Genomic DNA, 18,736 nt, shown 5'->3' with positions numbered 1-18,736 from the left:
AATGTCCTGCAAGACGCGGCTACTTTTCTGATGGGAGGCTTAAGACGCCTGCCCTAGAGTGAACGACAACTGCGGTGAGAGTCCGCGATGATCGCTCCAGAGGTCGCCCATGCGCTCGCTTAAAGTCCTGATTCTTGAACCCAACCCGTTCCAGCTGATGGCATTGCATCAAATGCTCAATGCCATCGGCATCTACGATGTATTGACCGCGCCTTCGCTGGCGTCAGCCTTGAGTTCACTGGGGCATCGCGGCGCGGTCGATATCGCCATCTGCGATCCGCAGCTCAAGGGTGGCGATGGGCTGGCTTTGATTCATCACCTGGCGGCGCACCATGAGGCGCGTGCCCTGATTCTGCTGGGCTCGGTCGCGCAGAGTTTGATGAGTGATCTGGAGCCGCTGCTCCGCCAGCAACGCCTGCGCCTGCTGGGACGGCTGCAAACGCCGGTTTCGGCGGTGTTGATGAGAGGTCTGCTGGACAGTTATCTGATCACCCCGCAGGAGCTCATCGAGGCCTGAAACCGGCGAATATTTTTCTGTCATCTTCGCCGTGCATGCTCTGTCAGACGCGGACCCGCAAGGTTGGGACGCGACAGGCAGAACTTTCTTCTCGGGCCGGTGGTCATTTAATGTGAACACGCCCCAGGCACTGTGTTTTCGGACTATTGAGTGGAGATCGAGATGGAAAGTATCAGTCTATTGCTCGGTGAGGCTCTGAGCCCGTATCAGGTGACGCTGACCCCTCGCGGCAGCCATGGTGAATGTCTGGTGACGCTGAAGAACAGCAGCGGCGCCATTGTGGTGGAACGCGAATTCAATCAGGCCCAGTTGAGCGACAAGCGCTTGCTGACCGACGTGGTGGACGGCCTGCACCGTGACGTGATGATCGCCGAAGGGCGGCTGGAACCCTGCGTGATTGCGGCGTTGCGCAATGCAGCTCTGGATAAGCGTCCGGCCCTGTAAAGATGAAATATTTTTTGTGGGAACCTTCCCGCATCCCTGTCAGTCAGACCCCATAACAGCGAGATCAAGCATTGTGCTCCGGTGCTTGTCGCTTGCTGCTACGGGTCTCGAAGCAGACCCCGTTTAACCCCGAGTCGTCTCCCCACTTCTCGGGGTTTCTTTTGCCCGGCGTTTGCGCAGTGCGCGGCTTGTTGCTTGAAAAACCGAAGCGCCCGGCGCTGCTCAGATGGCCCCGTCTTCACGCAGCCGAGCGATTTGCGCCGCGTCGTAGCCCAGATCGCCGAGCACCTGCGCATTGTGTTCGCCCAACTGCGGCCCGACCCATTCGGATGAACCTGGGGTTTCGGAAAGTTTCGGCACGATGCCGGGCATCTTGAAGTCCTTGCCGTCCGGCAACTTGGCATGCAGGAACATCTCTCGCGCCAGATATTGCGGATCGTTGAACATGTCCTCGGCGCTGAAGATCCGGCTGACCGGTACGTCGGCCTGATTGAGCAAGTCGAGAACAGTCTGCAGTGGTAAGGAATTGACCCAGCGATCAATCACGCCATACAACTCGTCCCGGCGACTGTCGCGCCCGTCGTTACTGGCCAGCAGTGGGTCGTTGGCAAGATCTTCGCGGCCAATCACGAGCATGAAGCGTTTGAAGATTGCATCACCATTGGCGCCGATTTGCACATGCTTGCCGTCGGCGCTGGTGTGGATCGAAGAGGGCGTGATGCCCGGCATGATGTTGCCGCTGCGCTCGCGGATGAAACCGAACACGTCGAACTCCGGCACCATGCTTTCCATCATCGCGAAGATAGCTTCATACAGCGCAACGTCGACCACTTGGCCCAGCCCGCCATTGACCTCGCGATGACGCAGCGCCATCAGCGCACCGATCACGCCCCACAGCGCGGCAATCGAATCACCGATGGAAATCCCGGTACGCACCGGTGGCCGATCTTCGAAACCGGTGATGTACCGCAGGCCGCCCATGGATTCGCCGACCGCGCCGAAACCCGGCTGGTCCTTCATCGGCCCGGTCTGACCAAAACCGGACAGGCGCACCATCACCAGTTTCGGGTTCAGTGCGTGCAGGGTTTCCCAGCTCAGACCAAGTTTTTCCAGGACGCCGGGGCGGAAATTCTCGATGAGGATGTCGGCTTCGCCCAGCAGCTGGTTCAGGATCGCCAAACCGTCCGGGTGTTTCAGATTGAGGGTCAGCGACTTCTTGTTGCGCGCCTGGACGAACCACCACAACGAGGTGCCTTCGTACAATTTGCGCCACTTGCGCAGGGGATCGCCGCCGTCCGGCGACTCGATCTTGATCACCTCGGCGCCGAATTCGCCGCAAATGCGCGAGGCAAACGGCCCGGCGATCAGCGTACCCAATTCAATGACTTTTAGACCCGAGAGCGGTTTGCTGGTGAACGGCATGCGAAATCCTGTAGGACAAGGCTGAACGGATACAGGGTTTTAACATAGCCGGCTGTCAGACGCCGCAGCTGGATCGCCATCAATTCGATGATTGCCTGTGGCATCGGTTAGACTTGCCGACTTTCCTCGTATCAAGAAGCCCGTTCATGGCCCAGCCGTCCACTACCTACAAATTCGAACTGAACCTCACCGACCTCGACCGCAGCGTCTACGAAAGCGTCAAGCAGACCATCGCCCGTCATCCTTCGGAGACCGAAGAACGCATGACTGTGCGGCTGCTGGCCTACGCGCTCTGGTACAACGAGCAGCTGTCGTTCGGCCGTGGTCTGTCAGACGTGGATGAACCGGCCTTGTGGGAAAAGAGCCTGGACGACCGTGTCCTGCACTGGATCGAAGTCGGCCAGCCCGATGCCGATCGCCTGACCTGGTGCTCGCGCCGCACCGAACGCACCAGCCTGCTGGCCTACGGCAGCCTGCGTGTCTGGGAAACCAAGGTGATCCCGGCGATCAAGAACCTGAAAAACGTCAACATCGCCGCCGTCCCGCAGGAAGTGCTGGAGACCCTGGCCAAGGACATGCCGCGCGTCATCAAGTGGGACGTGATGATCAGCGAAGGCACGATCTTCGTCACCGACGACCGCGGTCAGCACGAAGTCCAGTTGCAATGGCTGCAAGGTGAGCGCGGCTGAGGTCGCGAGATCGCTGATATTTCCCACGAATCAAAGAGAAGCCTCCGTCGCCCCATGCGTATCGAACCTCGTCAATTGCCTGCCACGTTGCCTTTCCTCGGTGATCTGCCGCCACTGCTGACTCGCCTGTACGCGGCGCGGGGCGTGCAGTCGGAGGCGGAGCTGGACAAAAGTCTGGCGCGCTTGATCCCGTTCCAGCAGCTCAAAGGCATCGATGCGGCGGTTGACCTGCTGGTGACGGCATTGGAGCAACGCCAGCGCATTTTGATCGTCGGCGACTTCGATGCGGACGGCGCCACCGCCAGCACCGTCGGTGTGCTCGGCCTGCGCCTGCTGGGCGCTGCGCATGTCGATTATCTGGTGCCGAACCGTTTCGAATACGGCTATGGCCTGACGCCGGAAATCGTCGAAGTCGCGCTGACCCGTGAACCGCAACTATTGATCACCGTCGATAACGGCATCTCCAGCGTCGAAGGCGTCGCGGCGGCCAAGCGCGCCGGACTGAAGGTATTGATCACCGACCACCACTTGCCCGGCGATGAACTGCCGCAGGCCGATGCGCTGGTCAATCCGAACCAGCCGGGCTGCGAGTTTCCGAGCAAAGCGCTGGCCGGCGTCGGGGTGATTTTTTATGTGTTGATGGCCTTGCGCGCACGCCTGCGCAGCCTTGGCTGGTACGAGAGCAAACCGCAACCGAACATCGGCGAACTGCTCGATCTGGTGGCGCTGGGCAGCGTCGCCGACGTGGTGCCGCTGGATGCCAACAACCGCATTCTCGTGCATCAAGGGCTGGAGCGGATTCGTGCCGGCCGGGCGCGGCCGGGGATCAAGGCGATTCTCGAAGTCGCCAAGCGAGAGGCTGCGCGGATCACTTCCACCGACTTGGGTTTTATTGTCGGCCCTCGCCTGAACGCCGCCGGGCGTCTGGACGACATGAGCCTGGGCATCGAATGCCTGCTCACCGCCGACGCCAATCTGGCGCGGGAAATGGCTGCGCAACTGGACGGCATGAACCAGGATCGCAAATCCATCGAGCAGGGCATGCAGCGTGAAGCGCTGGCGCAGCTCAAGGATCTGCCGGTCGAGTCGATGCCGTTCGGTCTGTGCCTGTTCGATCCGGAGTGGCATCAGGGCGTGATCGGCATCCTCGCCTCGCGGATGAAAGAGCGCTATTTCCGCCCGACCATTGCCTTCGCCGATGCCGGTGATGGTCTGCTCAAGGGCTCCGGTCGCTCGGTGCAGGGCTTCCATATTCGCGATGCGCTGAGCGTGGTCGCGGCGCAGCATCCGAACCTGATCGCCAAGTACGGTGGCCACGCGATGGCCGCTGGTCTGACCTTGCCGCAGGAGAATTTTCCGCTGTTCGCCGAGGCATTCGACGCTGAAGTACGTAGGCAACTTCGCGAAGAAGACCTCACTGGGCGAATGTTGTCGGACGGCACGCTGGCCGTCGAAGAGTTCCACCTCGAACTGGCCCGCGCCTTGCGCCACGCCGGGCCATGGGGTCAGCACTTTCCGGAGCCGCTGTTTCATGGCGTGTTCCAGTTGGTCGAGCAGCGCGTGGTTGGCGAACGGCATTTGAAAGTGGTGCTGAAAAGCGAATGCGGTTCGGTGAAGCTCGATGGCATCGCGTTTGGCATTGATCGCGATGTGTGGCCGAACCCGACGATTCAATGGGTTGAACTGGCTTACAAGCTCGACGTCAACGAGTTTCGTGGCAACGAGACTGTGCAGTTGATGATTGCTCATATCGAACCGCGTTAAGCCATTCGCGAGCAGGCTCGCTCCCACAGGTACGGTGCTGCCTTGTGGGAGCGAGCCTGCTCGCGAAAGCGTCCTTTCACACACTGAATTACTCTGAACCCTCCGTCATCTCCGGTTGTCGACTAGGCTCTAAGCACTGCTTGATTGGCCTTGTGACGTCTTGTCGAATTCTTGCCCGCGGGGGCGGGTGCTACACCCTTTTTCTGTCACTCGTCGACTTTTCAAACAGAACCCTGGAGCCTGCCCACTGATTCGAGAGGTGCCCCATGAGTCTGCTGCTTGAACCCTTTACCCTGCGCCAACTGACCCTGCCCAACCGCATCGCCGTGTCGCCGATGTGCCAGTACTCCAGCGTCGACGGCCTGGCCAACGACTGGCACCTGGTGCACCTGGGCAGCCGCGCGGTGGGCGGTGCCGGTCTGGTTTTCACCGAAGCCACGGCGGTGACCGCCGACGGGCGCATCACCGCCGAAGACCTTGGCCTCTGGAACGACGAACAGATCGAACCGCTGCAACGCATCACTCGTTTCATCACCGCCCAGGGCGCGGTCGCCGGCATTCAGCTGGCCCACGCCGGGCGCAAGGCCAGCACCCACCGGCCGTGGATCGGCAAGCATGGCAGCGTCAAACCCGAGGATGGCGGCTGGACCCCGGTCGGGCCATCGCCGATTGCTTTCGATCCGCAACACACTCAACCGAAGCAGCTGGATGAGGGGCAGATCGCCGAAGTGATCCAGGCCTTTGTCGACGCGGCCAAGCGCGCGCTGACGGCGGGGTTCAGCGTGGTCGAGGTGCATGCCGCGCATGGCTATCTGCTGCATCAGTTTCTCTCGCCGCTGAGCAATCAACGCCGCGATCAGTACGGTGGTTCGTTCGAGAATCGTATCCGTCTGGTGCTGCAAGTCACTGAAGCGGTGAGGGCGGTATGGCCAGAGGAATTGCCGGTGTTTGTCCGCGTCTCGGCGACTGATTGGGTCGAAGACGGCTGGAATCCGGATGAGACCGTGGAACTGGCGCGTCGCCTTCACACGCTGGGCGCCGATCTCATTGACGTGTCTTCAGGAGGGACAGCTGCAAACGCGGAAATTCCGGTCGGGCCGGGTTATCAGACGCGCTTTGCCGAGCGGGTACGCAAAGAGTCAGGCATCGCCACCGGTACTGTCGGAATGATTACCGAGCCTGCCCAGGCTGAGCACATTCTGCGCACCTGTCAGGCCGATATCATTTTCCTCGCCCGAGAGCTGCTGCGCGATCCGTACTGGCCGCTGCATGCCGACGATGATCTGGGCGGACGCAAAGCAGTGTGGCCCGCGCAGTATCAGCGCGCGACCCATCGGGATCAGCCGATTCATGAATCGGATTTGCGCGATTGATTGAAGGCTGGAAAGCAAAAGCCCCGAACCAGTGATGGCCGGGGCTTTTCTATTCGGCAGAAGTTTGCGTTATCCAGGCGGGCCTCTTCGCGAGCAGGCTCGCTCCCACATTAGGAATGCGGACCCCTGTGGGAGCGAGCCTGCTCGCGAATGACGCCAGAACCGCCGCCTTAGAACCTCAAGGGTATTTACGCTTGTCCGGCGCCGGCGGGAAGTACTGGTACAACCAGGTTTCGCTCAGCGTGCGGTCGTTGGTGCGAATGAACAGGCGCAGTTCCACTGGCTCGACACTGTCATTGGTCGGATACCAGTCGAACAGGATCCGATAACCCTTGATGTCATCCAGCACCAGCACGCTGAAGTCCTGCACCTTGCCGTTGGAACAGGTAATCACCGGCTCGATCCCGGTGCCCTGTGGCAGGCGCTCAAGGCCGCCACCGGTGAAGTCCACCGCAAAGCGCCGCGCCCAGACTGGCGGGTAATGCTCACCCGGCGCCCAACCTTCGGTGAAGCCGCCCATGCCCGAACGCGTCGCGTGCACCCGTGCCAGTGGCGTGCCGACCGGTGGCAGGGCGCTCCAGTACAGCTTGTACCCGTAGTTCAGCGAATCACCGGCAGCCACGGGTTTCTTCGGCGTCCAGAACGCGACGATGTTATCCAGCGTCTCGCCGGTTGTAGGAATTTCCAGCAGATCAATAGAGCCTTCGCCCCAGGCGGTTGTCGGTTCTACCCACAGGCTCGGGCGCTTGCTGTACCAGTCGACGGTGTCCTGATAGTTGGCGAATTCGTGGTCGGTCTGCACCAGGCCAAAACCTTTCGGGTCCTTGTCGGCAAATGCGTTGAATTGCAGCGTCGCCGGGTTGTTCAACGGACGGCAGATCCACTCGCCATTGCCGCGCCACATGGCCAGACGGTCGGAGTCGTGAATCTGCGGGTGAATGGTGTCGCACATGCGCCGTTCGTGGGTGCCGCAGCTGAACATGCTCGTCATTGGCGCAACGCCCAACTGTTCGATAGTGGTGCGTGCGTTGATGTGCGCGTCGATTTCCATCACCACGCGCTCGGCCTGGCAATCGATGTCGAAGCGATAGGCGCCGGTCGCGCTCGGCGAGTCGAGCAGGGCGTAGACCACAAAACGCGTGGCGTTCTTGTCCGGCGTCTCGAACCAGAACTTGGTGAAGTCGGGAAACTCTTCGCGCTTCTTCGCGTAGGTATCAATGGCCAGGCCGCGCGCGGAGAGGCCATATTGGCCAGTAGCATCGACCGCACGGAAATAGCTGGCGCCGAGAAACGACACCACATCATGCCGATCCAGCTCCGGTGCCTTGAACAGTTTGAAGCCGGCAAAACCCAGATCGCCCTTGAGCTGCTGGGTGTCGACCGAAGTGTTCTCGTAATTGAACAGCGCCGGGCGGAAATGCACCTCGCGCGCCATGCGCGTCTTCGGATCAACGCTGTACATGCGCACCGGCTGACGGAAACCCATGCCGACGTGGAAAAACTGCACGTCCAGCTGACCTTTGTTTTCCTTCCACAAGGAATGCTCGCCGTCGTAGCGGATCGCGTTGAAATTCTGCGGAGTCATGGTCGCCAGGGTTGGCGGCAACACCTGTTTCGTATCCTGATAGGCATTGCCGGCGAGCTGCTTGGCCTGGCGCTTCAACGCCTCGAAATCGAAAGCCTGGGCCTCGCCATCGGCGGCGCCACCATTGGCCGCCCAGGCGCGAGCGGCCAACAGACCCGACGCGGAAAGACCGGTATAGGCCGCAATGGCCATGGACGCTTTGAGCAAATTCCTGCGGTGCATAAATACAACCTGTCGTGTGCAATCCCGCGCCGTTCCTGGCACGTATCGGATCGGAAATTACGGTTCGGTCATGCCTTCGGCCAAACGCAACGGACTATAAACAGATGCCCGCTAGCTTAATCGGTTCGATTGTCGGGCAAAAACGCTTGTTTGCGTTGCGCCATCTGGCAATGAAACAAGACATGTCTGTAATTTTTCTGACAGGGCCCTCTGATTTAGAGGGCATATCTGCTTTTTTCGATTAATTACTCTAAAAACCACTTTTCAACGCCGATTTAATTCCTATTCTATGAGCAAGACCGGATACAAGCCTTCGTGCCGGCGGGGCACACGACGCTGCTCGAAGAGGCAGGGCGATGTGAGGTTCAGCAGTTTCTTGACTCAATAGAGAAGGACATCGTCCATGGCAAAAATACAAGGCATCACCGAAATGTTGGGCATCTTCCCTTGCTTGGGCGGCGGGCGCAGAAGACGCCGTCTCAATTCCGAGGAATTGAAACTGGTGGAACGTTATCGAGAGCTATCGGAAAGCGACCGGATCGCCATGCGCTATCTGGTGGATGCGATGCGGAGTGTTTCGCGGTTTTAAAGAGGAGGGGAGAAGGGGGCAGGTCGAAAGGCCCGCCCCTTTTCATTGGGTAACGCTCGGAACGAGCCCTTTTGAGTGGCGAGCAACATCTCGAAGCACACTCGCGGGGCGGGTCCGGGCACTTTCGAACTAGGCTGAGGGCCTTAGATCCGGATAACCCTTGTTTGGAGACGGAACATGAACACCCGTGGATTGCTCGATCAACTGCTCAAGTCCGGGCAGGAAATGCTGCAGAACAAGGACGGCGGCGCTTCCAGCAAATCGGCTGCCAGCGGACTTGGCGGCTTGCTCGGTGGCTCGTCTGGCTCCAGCGGCCTCGGCGGTCTGCTCTCCGGCGCGGGTGGCGGCGCATTGGCCGCAGGCGCGATGGGCCTGCTGCTCGGCAATAAAAAGGTCCGCAAGGTCGGCGGCAAAGTCGCCCTCTACGGCGGCCTCGCCGCGCTGGGCGTACTGGCTTACAAGGCCTACGGCAACTACAACGCCCAAAAAGGCAGCGCACCACAACGCGAACCGCAAACCCTCGACCGCCTGCCACCCGCGCAAGTCGAGGAGCACAGCCAGGCCATCCTCAAAGCCCTGGTCGCCGCCGCCAAAGCCGACGGCCACATCGACGAGCGCGAGCGCGAACTGATCGAGGGCGAATTCACAAAGCTCGACAACGATCAGGAACTGCAACACTGGCTCCACGCCGAACTCAACAAACCCCTCGACCCCACCGACGTCGCCCGCGCGGCGAGCACGCCGGAAATGGCGGCGGAGATGTACATCGCCAGTGTGATGCTGGTGGATGAGGAGAATTTTATGGAGAAGAGCTATCTGGATGAACTGGCACGGCAGTTGAAATTGGAGCCGGGGTTGAAGGTGGAGTTGGAGAGGCAGGTGCGGTTGGCCGGGGCGGATAGCGTGTAATCGTAGTGGCGATCGCCGGGCATCAGCAGGCGGTTGCCCTTTTACGTTAGCTAGACTTTCTGCGTTTCAGTAGTTTCCGTAACGGCGTTGAATCGACCTTTGTCCCGATGGCGGACATTGCTCTTGCGGCTGGCTCTGCATATTTTTGGTACTAGCCGCGTAATAGAGCTGGCAAATAGATCACTAGCAATCGGTGATTAGCGCACTGACTTCGTCGCCAGATCGGTGTTATTCAACAGTCGACCGTTGAGGTATGAGTCGGCGGGCCTGCCGTCGAGCAAGTTTCCTTCTGCTAGAAGTATTTGAATGGATATGTGTCTCCCGTGATTATTATTGAATCTTTTTCTGTATATACGTTGTTGATGTTGTTGATAACCAGCTGTAGGTTGGTTGGGTTTTGAAAAAGATGATAGAAGAGTTCGAAGTAAAGATAATCTTCGATCAAACTTGCTGCTAGGTTTGAATGGATGTTCAGAAGTTCATTGAAAGTCGGGTAATCAACTGTCGCAAGCTCGGGGATGTCCGCATAGCCTTGCACGGTATCGTCAATCCTGCATTCCGAAATAAACGTATCTGCAATAATTTCGAACTTTCTTGGAAAGTCTCCGGGTTTGATTTGCAGTATGTAGGGCTGAGTCTTGATCGTGACCGCCTCTCCGAATCCCAAGCTTCTATAAGATACGGTACTTGGATTGACTGCGTTGCCCGAGCACTTAAATATCATGGTTTTGCTTTCGCTGTTATAGGTTTGGTTGTCGAGATTTTTTTACCGAAAGAAAACTCCCTTGTACTACAGGTCTGAGGCTTTTCCCAAATTAATTGCATCGGCATCGGCATCGGCATCGGCTGCGCTGCTTTAGCGTAGTGGGTTGCTCTAACAAATTTTGTCATCGATTGGCAGCGCCGCTACACCCTATGGCTTAGCCAATGTCAGGTCCACTGCTTTCCCCATATACTCCTAATATGTAAAGCCTGCATCAGATTTGTTTAACTTTATGCAGCGTGTGATCTAAGATTTTGTCAAGGTCGCTCCAGGTTTTGGCGGTGTCGGTGTATATCGGAGATTCCCAATCTCGATCTGCAATTAATGAAATTCTAAAGGCACCATTTTTGTCAAATTCAGGATACCATCCGATGTCTAATATTTGTTCGTTTGGGAATGCTGCCTGTAAGAGATCCTCTTTCAGGTTCTCTGAGATGAGTGCTATGTCGTAATCGATTAGGTTGGATAGTTCGTCGAAAATTACTTTTCCGCCGAGACGTATTATTTTTTCAAATTTCATGTTTTTTTGCTTTTAATTGCGAGTAAGAAAAGGGGACAGATTTATATTCAGTTTGAAGAAAGAAAACTGTCCTCTTTTACTCAGTCCCTTTTGCTCAGAAGACAAAGCGACCACATGATCGCTCTGTCTTCAGAGATGAATTAGACCTCCTGCCGCCAAGCGGAAAACGTGATCACTGTGCCGGCTTCTTTTCTATTGGTGATTTCTACTTTATAGGTACCACCATTGATGCGGCCTTCAACGAGCGCTTTGCGCTCGTTGCCGCTGACTTCGGCGTCCTTTGCATGTTGCTGATAGAAGTCGATAACATCCGCGTATTCGGTAAAAGTCCTGAGAATGACCTCATATTCATGCTGAGGGCGTCCGGCTATTTTGTCCCAGTCACCGTCAATTGACGTGCCCTCCATACCCGGTGTCGTAAAGACACCGTGAGCGCCGGCGCCAATCAAGTGAGCTCGCTGCGGAAGCAACGGCAGCATCGCTTTTGGAAAATCGGACGGTAATTGAGCCGCAGTCCAAGCTCCCTGTTTCGGCTGAGTCACGATGTACTCAACGTGGGCAATCTTCTGCGCAGCGGCTCGGCGTTCTGGATCGTCACTCTCCGCCCACAGCGCCATCATAGGAGGCAGTTGCTTACTCCAAGTGATCAAAGCGTCGGCGTCACCCTCACTAGCGCCTTCTGGCTGGAAAATGGTCAGCACGGTTTCCGGAGCATCGTTACAAGTCAATGGCTCGTCACGAGACTTGACGGAGCAATGGCCATTGACCAGTCCTACGGCGAGCAACTGCCCCTTGTCGTCCAGCAGCAATGCGCCGCGCTCGAATCCGTTGTTACCGTCGTCCATGGCGGTGATCATTTTTCTGCCGGGAGGCACTCCATCAACAAACGTCGCCATTTCCGAATCGAGCGCTTCAAGAACCTGCTGCACGATCATCGTATTGTCATTGGTGTAGCTTCCGGTTTGGTAGCCAAGAAAATCAACGAGTGCAGAGCGAACCGCCGGGTCTTGGTTGAGCTTGTGAGCCCGTTCTGGACTGGCTTCGTTTGTAAGCAACAAGACAGTTGTGCCGTCGGGATGTTGTTCGGATCGTAGTGACAGCGCGCTTGCGCTTAGGGAGAAGGTAAAGGCTAGAAGCAAGGAGAGAGTGCGGCTCAAGTGTTTCAAGATAACAGTCCTTTGATTATTTAATCCGTGAGAGTGGTCGCAGAGATTTGATCTGGTGATTATGCGTTGAGCATAAGTTTTCTGTTTTTCATTATTCTTGAATGGAGAGTTTAAGTTGACAGTCGCCTTGAAGGTTTCAGTGACGTGTTTTTCACGCATATCAGGCGGCCCAGCAGATTTCTTCGTACAGCTAATCATTCAAGGCTTCCAGAATTCAATTCCCTCCACATGACGCTCTATGTCATTCATGTGAATCCTCACCAGGAATTGGGGCAAATTTTTTGCTGATGATTTTTTGATCTTGGATTGGTCGCTGAGTGACGTATCATCGTTAATGAGCTCGGTTGAAGTTTTTGATATTCTTTAACCGGTTTGTCGCTATAGTAACTTCCCATTTTTTATAGAGAAATCAAGGTAAATTCAATGTTTGCGAGTGCTTTCAGAGTATCTTCGATGATGAGTGTGAATATCCTGTTTTTATATTTGTTTTCTCTGATTGAATGGCGCAAATGGGGGCGGATTTATTTCAATAGAAAATCGATTTTCCCTATTTTTCTGCTATGTGTCATGTTTAAGTGGTCGCACTAAAATTGATTTCGCCCTCGCTGCTTATGCAACCTATCAAACTAAACTGCTCGGAGAAAAAATAGGTGTGTTGCGGTATTTCAGAAAATGTCATTATTATTTTTTTAAGATCGGCGGTGTGGAATCTATAAGCATTCTCTGTGAGCGAGTCGCCGATAAAGGTAATCTCAGTTATTTTGAGATCTTTTGCTTTTTCTGAAATTTCTTCAATGGCTTTGTTTATAGTGTTTTTTGAATGCGATGTGCTGTTGGGAAGTGAGCTCCAAGCGATTTTTGATCCAATAAACGGAAAATTTCTATTGATATGTGAGACGGCGTTGTCATGTGCATCATTGTCAAGTTTCATGTAGTTAATGCTGGATTCTAACAATTCTTTCTCAAGTTCTTCGTCGAAGTAGCTCATTTTTTAAATGCCTTTAGTAATTTTAATACGGTTTTTTCGCTTGCATTGAAAAGGTAATGTGGTGCTGGCTTTTTTCCTGACCAAACGTTTATATGTGCGCCGCTTCTTTCATCATATTCGATTCGATAGCCAGTCTTGCCGTCAGCGGTTTGCATGCCTACAACCTTCCCGGCATTCGTACCAAACTTCCCAATGGTTGGCTTTTCTGCTTTGAATCCATTGCTTTCAAGCCATTCAAGTGCCTTATTGCGAGCTTGCTCGAAATGCTCAAAATTAAGTGTCTCGCCAACCTCGGGCGGGGTCGTTTTTTGCGGAGGCTTTTTCGGAGTGGCACCGTTTGTCTGTTTACACACCAGCCCCAACGGATCCACCCACCCCGTAGGGTTAGGCACGTATTGGTAGCTATTCAAACCACCCGCAAGCTTGATCGGATCAGGCGTCAAGAACCGTCCAGTTCCCGGATTGTAGTAGCGGTGGCGGTTGTAATGTAAGCCTGTCTCGGCGTCGAAATACTGACCCTGGAAGCGCAACGGGTTATCAATTTCGCTGACATCCAGCGCCGCGAGGTTGCCGTAGGCGCGGTATTTTGCCGACCACATGATTTCGCCGCTGTAGTCGGTGAGTTCCTGCGGTGTGCCGAGGTGGTCGAGTTGGTAATAGAACGGGGCCGCTTTTAGCGGGCCTTCGCCGTCGAGCATCGCCAACGGGCGGAAGCTGCCCGGCTCGTAGATGTAGCTGCGATAGCGATTTTCTGCGCTTTCGGCGATCAATCGCTCGCCTTGCCAGAGGAATTCAGTGGTGTGGCCGTCGACGGTTTTTTCGAAGCGGCGACCGAAGGCGTCGTATTTGTAGGTTGCAGTGCTGCCACCCGGCAGGCTGACGCCGATCAGGCGGTGTTGGCAGTCGTAGCGGTATTCGGTGACGAGCTTTTGGCCGGTTCCGCGACGCTCGCGGATCAAGTTGCCGTAGGCGTCGTAATCGTAATGGCGGTCGCCTTGCATCAGTAGGCGATTGCCTTTGACGTTTGCGAGGTTCGCAACGGGCAGGTCATTTTGTCCGAGGAGGTTGCCTGCCGGGTCGTGAGCGAAGCTCTCTGGCATGGCGCCGCGTACGCTGATCAGTCGGTCGAGTGGATCGTAGTGATAGCTGCGGTTGCCTTTGCGGCTGTCGTTAATACCGGCGAGGTTGCCGTTGGCATCGTAGTTGTAGCGACGCTGGAACAGGTGCTTGTCCCGTTGGCTGACGCTGTGGGCCTTTAGTCGGCCCTGTTCATCGTATTGGTATTGGCTAAGCAGCAAGCCTTGTTGGCGTTGTTGCTCGCGACCGGCGTTGAACTGGTGGCTGGTCAGGCGAGAGCCGTTGAGGTCGATGCTGTTCAGCCGTCCACCGGACAAATGACGGTAATCGAGCGTGCAGCCATCGGGCAGACGGCAGTGGCTGAGCTGACCGACTTTGTCGTAAGCGTAACGCGTGGTGCCCCAGCCCTGATGTTCGGTGATCAAGCGATCTTGCACGTCGTATTCATAAGCGAGCGGCCAATGGCCGTCGTCGACGTTTACCAGGCGACCGAGTGCGTCGTAGCTGTAATGAATCTCTTCGCCATCGGGCAGCGTCTTGACCAGCAAACGGCCTGCGGCATCGCGCTGGTATTCGGTAACCAGTTCACTACCGTCGTCACCGAACTCGGTTTTCTTCAGCAGTTGGCCGTTGAGGTCGTACTCATACGCGGTGCGTCGACCATCGAAACCGGTTTCCTGCTGGATCAGGCCGTTCGGGTAGTAATCGAGTTGGTAGCGTTCGCCGCGCTCGTTTTCGATCTCGGTGAGGTTGAGTTGCGAGTTGTCGTAGCGGTAGCGCAGTTGGCTGCCGTCGGGGTTGATGCGGCGGCTGACCAGATGCAGGTTGTCGGCGTATTCGTAGCGGGTGATCCGGCCGAGCTCGTCGCGTTCGGCGATGACGCGGCCATACGGGTTGTAGGTAAACGCACGTGTGGCGCCGCCGGGCAGGGTGACCTGAGTGAGGCGGTCGACGGCGTCCCATTGATATTGGGTGATCGCGCCGAATTCGTCCTGGCGAGTGATTTGCCGGCCGAGGGCATCGTAGCGGTATTTTCGTTGACCGCCGTCCGGCAGGCGTTCTTCCAGCAATTGGCCGAGGTTGTTCCAGCCCAGTTGATGACGACTGCCGTCGGGGTGGCGGATCTCAAGCAAGCGTCCCTGACGGTCATAGCTGTAGAAGGTCTCGTTGCCGTCAGGATCGGTTTGTTGGGTAATATCGCCCTGGCGGTTGCGTTCGTATTTCCAGCGGGCCTTGCCGCGCTGGACATCAATAAGTTGACCGTTGAAGTAGTTGTAACGCGTCGGAACACCTTCCGGGGGGATCACCGCAATCAAGCGTCCGGCATCGCTGTACTGATACTCGGTGATCGCTCCCATCGGGTCTTTAACGGCGATCAATCGGCCGTTATCGTCATAAGCGTTCTGCGTCTCACCACCGTCGGGTGCGGTCTCACTGACCAGGCGTGCATTTTCGTCATGCACATAGACCAGCTCACTGCCGTCAGCGTTATGAACAATGACCGAGCCTTTATCATCCCACTCGTAACGTGCTTCCATCTGCGCGTAATTGGCCCAATGACGTACGCATCGGGACAGCTTGCCTTCACGCTCCCACTCCCAGAAGAAGCTAGCCCCTCCGGCCATTTGTCGCTCAAGGATGACGTGCTGATCGTTGTAGCGGTAATGCTCGGTTTCGCCCATCGCATTGGTGGAAGAAACCAGTTGATTGAGTGCGTTGTATCGGTAGGTGACGAGGGTATGAATCGTCAGCCATGGGTCTTGGCGTTCGCCGCGTTCATTGTATTCGGGGCGTTGTTGCTGTTGGTCGACAGCAACGATGTGTCTGTCTTCGTAGCGCAGAAAAAGGGCGCGCCCTGCGCCGTTATCTATGCGCTGGATACGATCAACGAAGTCATAACTGATGTGCAGACGATTTTCGTACGCATCGCTGATCGCGGTCAGTCGACCGGCACGGAAATGGTAAAAGCGTGTTTTTGCCCCGGCCTGGGTCAAAATGAGTTCGCCGGGTTCATTGCCTAGATAAATTGCTGCCTGAGCCAGACTGTTAGTGATGGCCGGCCGCTGTTCCGTGGGCATCGGGAAACGGGTTTGCCGGTTCTCGTTGTCCGTCCACAGCACACCCTCATCGTCGATCTGCAAGCGATGAGACAGTGAATGACTCCAGCCATAGCCGAGGCGGCTATCAATTTCGACTGCACTGCTTCGGTATAGGCGTGTCCACTCAAAAGGCAGCAGGCCACCCAGTTCCCCATCGGTGAGCGTCAGTAACTCTTCACCGGTCACCATCGATACTGGTTCGCCGTCTGAGCATGTGTCGTCGACGCATTGTGCTGGTTTTTTCGCTGGGTTCTTCGGCTGTTCGGGGGCGTTGTCGACGGCCTCTACCTGCTCGATCCGTGAGGCTGGCTCATCTTTTTTACGGGTTTGAATCTGCGCATCGGATTCCGCTTTTCCGCCAGTGATCGGTGGCTTGCTCTTCGGAGCTGTCGCGGTTTCGGCAGGTTTGGGAGCGGCGATCTGAACATCCGCTTTGCGTGCCGGATTGAATTTCGAATCACCATTGAGTAGCAACGGCTTCGATGCTTCGGTATGGGGCGTCGCTTTGGACTTGCTGACTTTCATCAACATGCCGGTGAAGTCTTCAATCAGCTTTATGACTTTGCCGCTGCTTTGTACCCCTTTGACGGCTTTTGTACCCACGCGTACGGCCAAGCCAAGACCACCAGTCAAGACAACGCCGATCAAAATGTTGAGCAGGAACTCTGTCGACATTTGCGCCAGCACTTCGGTACAAGTCTGCGGCGGCAGCATTTTCACCCAGGCCACGATGGCCGCGACGTATATCCACATCAACGGCTCATCGCTCGCGATCAATAAAGCAGTGTGAATAGCGTCGGCAGAGGCGTCGTAAATTTTCTTGATCTGTTCTTCAGTGAAAAAGTTTTTCAGCTTCTCGTAGTTTTCGCGAGGATGGGCGATGAGGTCGTAGAGACTTTTGATATCGCCCCACAATCCCATAATCGCTTTCATGAACCCTTCCCAAGCCGCTTCCAGCTCCTGCAAGGCGCGACCTCCAAGGGAGGCATCGGTGTGAGCTTGCCAGAGCGGGAGGAAGCTGGTGCTCCATTCGGTTTGTAGCCAGCCGCCCAACTCGCCGATCACGCCTTGGTAGGAATTGAACAAACTGTCGATCTGGGCACGCGTAGGATTCGGGAAGAAGGTGATTTTGTACTGCTGATTGGGAGTAAGGCCTGAGACTTCAAGAATCCCTGATGCGTCAATGGTTTTATTGATGGTCGGGCCAACTTCGTTTTTGCCGATGAAGCGGGCATTGACGACCGGTGTCAGTTGAACTGGCGTATTGCCGATCGGCACAAAGCGCGCGGACTCGAAACTATGGATCAGCACCAGCTTGCCGTTCGCAGGACAGTTGGCATAAAGGGTATTTTCCTTCTTGCTGTCCTTGTCAGCCGTGCCAACTTCGTCACCGACTTTGAATTGCTGCTCCGCATCCAGAATGCCGCCGTACCAGGCTTCGGCATGCTCGCGGTAATCCTTCAGGCACTTCTTGAAGTCGTTGATGATGGCCTGAGCATCGGGTTGTTTTGCTGTGAGACCGCCAACGATCCCGCCCATTAAAACGCTCATACCACCACCTCTTTTTCCAGATAGGCCTTCAACAGCCCGGTAAAGTTTTCTTCCGTGAGTGGCGTGCGTTTAACAAAGCGCGCCACTTTTTGTTTCAGGTTCGATTCGGGAAAGGAGAAATACAGATCGGCGTGTTCCTCCTGCAACCACTGCATCATGTTGCCGATAACGGTTGATGGATTTTCTGCCATCAATTCTTCCAACAACCCCTTCGGCACCTCCCACCACGGCCAGTCCCGCACCTTCGGCACAACCCGCGTGCCCACTTCCAGCGCCTGCCCATTGATCAGATACCGCTCAAACACCGGCAGCACTTCTCCAGCCTTCTCCCCAAGCCCCCGCAGAATCGGATAAATATGCCGCCCATCCCAAAACCGGAAAAACACCTCGGTGCCATCCGGCATTTTTACCTGCGTCAGGCTGCGCAGATGTTCGAACACTTCGTTCGGTTCTGAACGCGACACCGCCAGCCAGCCCCAGTCGAGGGCGTCGGTTTCGGCGATCCATGGCAGGAAGGCGGAATTGGCTTTGAGTTCGGTGAGGTAGGGCATCACCGGTTGCCAGGTGGAGTAGGGCGTGCCGCCCCAGATCGGGATGAGTTGGGCGGTGGGTTCGGTGAGGTACAGGGTTTTCAGGGCGTCGGCGTCGCTGGCCGCGCTGACGATCAGGTACAGGCGCTCGCCGCTTTGCAGCGGCTGTTGCGCCAGCCAGTCCTTGGGGGTGATTCGTTCAGATGGCACAGGCACCTGCCTTGCATTTTTCGCATTCTTCACAGAACGGCGCGTTACGTTTCAGGGTGTTGATTTGCGCCGGGGTCAGGACCTGGCCAGCCTTGTCGGCATCCGCCTGTTTCAGCACACCGGGCATCAACGGCGCAGCACCGGTGCCGCTGCCCGGGCTCCCGCCGGAGTTCATGTTGATCACCGGCCCGCTCATGGTCACGCCGCCGGCGTCGATCTTGATGAAGCTGCCGCCGCCGATCAGCGTGAGTTCCGAACCAGCCTCCATCACCACTTTCATGCCGCTGCTCAGGTGGATTTCTTGCCCTGCGTCGATGA

Annotated in this window: 14 protein-coding genes and 1 pseudogene; 7 read left to right on the top strand and 8 right to left on the bottom strand. The window is 56.4% G+C overall.

The genetic code is table 11. The features are described 5' to 3' along the window. Window positions 1-109: 109 nt before the first annotated feature. Both D8U61_RS02310 and D8U61_RS02305 read left to right on the top strand, forming a co-directional pair. Window positions 110-517, top strand: a complete 408-nt coding sequence (locus D8U61_RS02310) for a response regulator (RefSeq protein WP_016771531.1) — start codon at window positions 110-112, stop codon at window positions 515-517. A 162-nt stretch (window positions 518-679) separates the two neighbouring features. Continuing rightward, the gene (locus D8U61_RS02305) at window positions 680-961 is read left to right on the top strand and encodes a DUF3509 domain-containing protein (RefSeq protein ID WP_016771530.1); all 282 of its coding nucleotides are present in this window, start codon (window positions 680-682) and stop codon (window positions 959-961) included. 222 nt (window positions 962-1,183) lie between these two features. Here the strand turns inward: D8U61_RS02305 and D8U61_RS02300 are convergent, their stop codons facing one another. Continuing rightward, window positions 1,184-2,383, bottom strand: a complete 1,200-nt coding sequence (locus tag D8U61_RS02300) for a CaiB/BaiF CoA-transferase family protein (protein WP_130901534.1) — start codon at window positions 2,381-2,383, stop codon at window positions 1,184-1,186. Window positions 2,384-2,529: 146 nt separating this feature from the next. Here D8U61_RS02300 and D8U61_RS02295 point away from each other — a divergent pair, with 146 nt between their 5' ends. From D8U61_RS02295 to D8U61_RS02285, 3 genes are all read left to right on the top strand, one after another. Then, the gene (locus D8U61_RS02295; protein WP_007908961.1) at window positions 2,530-3,072 is read left to right on the top strand and encodes a YaeQ family protein; all 543 of its coding nucleotides are present in this window, start codon (window positions 2,530-2,532) and stop codon (window positions 3,070-3,072) included. Window positions 3,073-3,126: 54 nt separating this feature from the next. Further along, window positions 3,127-4,836 (top strand): single-stranded-DNA-specific exonuclease RecJ, encoded by a 1,710-nt coding sequence (gene recJ / locus D8U61_RS02290; RefSeq protein ID WP_016771527.1) that lies wholly within the window; start codon window positions 3,127-3,129, stop codon window positions 4,834-4,836. A gap of 266 nt (window positions 4,837-5,102) precedes the next feature. Then, window positions 5,103-6,209: an NADH:flavin oxidoreductase/NADH oxidase gene (locus tag D8U61_RS02285; RefSeq protein ID WP_039759093.1), complete on the top strand. Its 1,107-nt coding sequence runs from the start codon at window positions 5,103-5,105 to the stop codon at window positions 6,207-6,209. A gap of 178 nt (window positions 6,210-6,387) precedes the next feature. On the opposite strand, the gene D8U61_RS02280 is transcribed toward D8U61_RS02285, so the two are convergent. Further along, window positions 6,388-8,016 (bottom strand): glucan biosynthesis protein D, encoded by a 1,629-nt coding sequence (locus D8U61_RS02280; RefSeq protein WP_071174494.1) that lies wholly within the window; start codon window positions 8,014-8,016, stop codon window positions 6,388-6,390. Window positions 8,017-8,419: 403 nt separating this feature from the next. Here D8U61_RS02280 and D8U61_RS02275 point away from each other — a divergent pair, with 403 nt between their 5' ends. Next, complete coding sequence (locus D8U61_RS02275; RefSeq protein WP_016771524.1) at window positions 8,420-8,605, top strand: hypothetical protein; 186 nt, start codon at window positions 8,420-8,422, stop codon at window positions 8,603-8,605. Between the two features lie 177 nt (window positions 8,606-8,782). After that, complete coding sequence (locus tag D8U61_RS02270; protein ID WP_130888421.1) at window positions 8,783-9,514, top strand: tellurite resistance TerB family protein; 732 nt, start codon at window positions 8,783-8,785, stop codon at window positions 9,512-9,514. Between the two features lie 977 nt (window positions 9,515-10,491). On the opposite strand, the gene D8U61_RS02260 is transcribed toward D8U61_RS02270, so the two are convergent. The 6 genes and pseudogenes from D8U61_RS02260 to D8U61_RS02235 form a co-directional block, all read right to left on the bottom strand. Continuing rightward, entirely contained in the window at window positions 10,492-10,797 is a 306-nt protein-coding gene (locus D8U61_RS02260; protein WP_125927647.1) for a hypothetical protein, read from the bottom strand. Window positions 10,798-10,937: 140 nt separating this feature from the next. Beyond that, window positions 10,938-12,161, bottom strand: a complete 1,224-nt coding sequence (locus tag D8U61_RS02255; protein WP_232245492.1) for a hypothetical protein — start codon at window positions 12,159-12,161, stop codon at window positions 10,938-10,940. Window positions 12,162-12,534: 373 nt separating this feature from the next. Further along, window positions 12,535-12,951 (bottom strand): hypothetical protein, encoded by a 417-nt coding sequence (locus D8U61_RS02250; protein WP_122700361.1) that lies wholly within the window; start codon window positions 12,949-12,951, stop codon window positions 12,535-12,537. Then, on the bottom strand, window positions 12,948-17,678 hold the full coding sequence (locus D8U61_RS02245; protein ID WP_125927648.1) for an RHS repeat-associated core domain-containing protein: 4,731 nt from the start codon (window positions 17,676-17,678) through the stop codon (window positions 12,948-12,950). The genes D8U61_RS02250 and D8U61_RS02245 overlap by 4 nt, the downstream gene beginning before the upstream one ends. Next, the gene (locus tag D8U61_RS02240) at window positions 17,675-18,418 is read right to left on the bottom strand and encodes a DUF4123 domain-containing protein (RefSeq protein WP_130888434.1); all 744 of its coding nucleotides are present in this window, start codon (window positions 18,416-18,418) and stop codon (window positions 17,675-17,677) included. Before D8U61_RS02240 ends, D8U61_RS02245 begins: the two co-directional genes overlap by 4 nt. Beyond that, window positions 18,408-18,736: pseudogene (locus D8U61_RS02235) on the bottom strand (DUF2345 domain-containing protein); the annotation flags it as partial. The gene D8U61_RS02240 and the pseudogene D8U61_RS02235, both read right to left, overlap by 11 nt.

This window comes from Pseudomonas sp. Sample_14 (genome assembly GCF_004307515.1).
Taxonomy (GTDB): domain Bacteria; phylum Pseudomonadota; class Gammaproteobacteria; order Pseudomonadales; family Pseudomonadaceae; genus Aquipseudomonas; species Aquipseudomonas atacamensis.
Note: the sequence above shows the minus strand (reverse complement) of the source record. Positions and strands in the feature narration are given on the sequence as shown.

Bases quoted from the DNA above. Each gene is read 5' to 3' on its own strand.
- D8U61_RS02300 (WP_130901534.1), bottom strand. From the start codon at position 2,383: ATGCCGTTCACCAGCAAACCGCTCTCGGGTCTAAAAGTCATTGAATTG.
- D8U61_RS02270 (WP_130888421.1), top strand. From the start codon at position 8,783: ATGAACACCCGTGGATTGCTCGATCAACTGCTCAAGTCCGGGCAGGAA.
- D8U61_RS02280 (WP_071174494.1), bottom strand. From the start codon at position 8,016: ATGCACCGCAGGAATTTGCTCAAAGCGTCCATGGCCATTGCGGCCTAT.
- D8U61_RS02260 (WP_125927647.1), bottom strand. From the start codon at position 10,797: ATGAAATTTGAAAAAATAATACGTCTCGGCGGAAAAGTAATTTTCGAC.
- recJ (WP_016771527.1), top strand. From the start codon at position 3,127: ATGCGTATCGAACCTCGTCAATTGCCTGCCACGTTGCCTTTCCTCGGT.
- D8U61_RS02275 (WP_016771524.1), top strand. From the start codon at position 8,420: ATGGCAAAAATACAAGGCATCACCGAAATGTTGGGCATCTTCCCTTGC.
- D8U61_RS02285 (WP_039759093.1), top strand. From the start codon at position 5,103: ATGAGTCTGCTGCTTGAACCCTTTACCCTGCGCCAACTGACCCTGCCC.
- D8U61_RS02310 (WP_016771531.1), top strand. From the start codon at position 110: ATGCGCTCGCTTAAAGTCCTGATTCTTGAACCCAACCCGTTCCAGCTG.
- D8U61_RS02250 (WP_122700361.1), bottom strand. From the start codon at position 12,951: ATGAGCTACTTCGACGAAGAACTTGAGAAAGAATTGTTAGAATCCAGC.
- D8U61_RS02245 (WP_125927648.1), bottom strand. From the start codon at position 17,678: ATGAGCGTTTTAATGGGCGGGATCGTTGGCGGTCTCACAGCAAAACAA.
- D8U61_RS02295 (WP_007908961.1), top strand. From the start codon at position 2,530: ATGGCCCAGCCGTCCACTACCTACAAATTCGAACTGAACCTCACCGAC.
- D8U61_RS02255 (WP_232245492.1), bottom strand. From the start codon at position 12,161: ATGATTAGCTGTACGAAGAAATCTGCTGGGCCGCCTGATATGCGTGAA.
- D8U61_RS02305 (WP_016771530.1), top strand. From the start codon at position 680: ATGGAAAGTATCAGTCTATTGCTCGGTGAGGCTCTGAGCCCGTATCAG.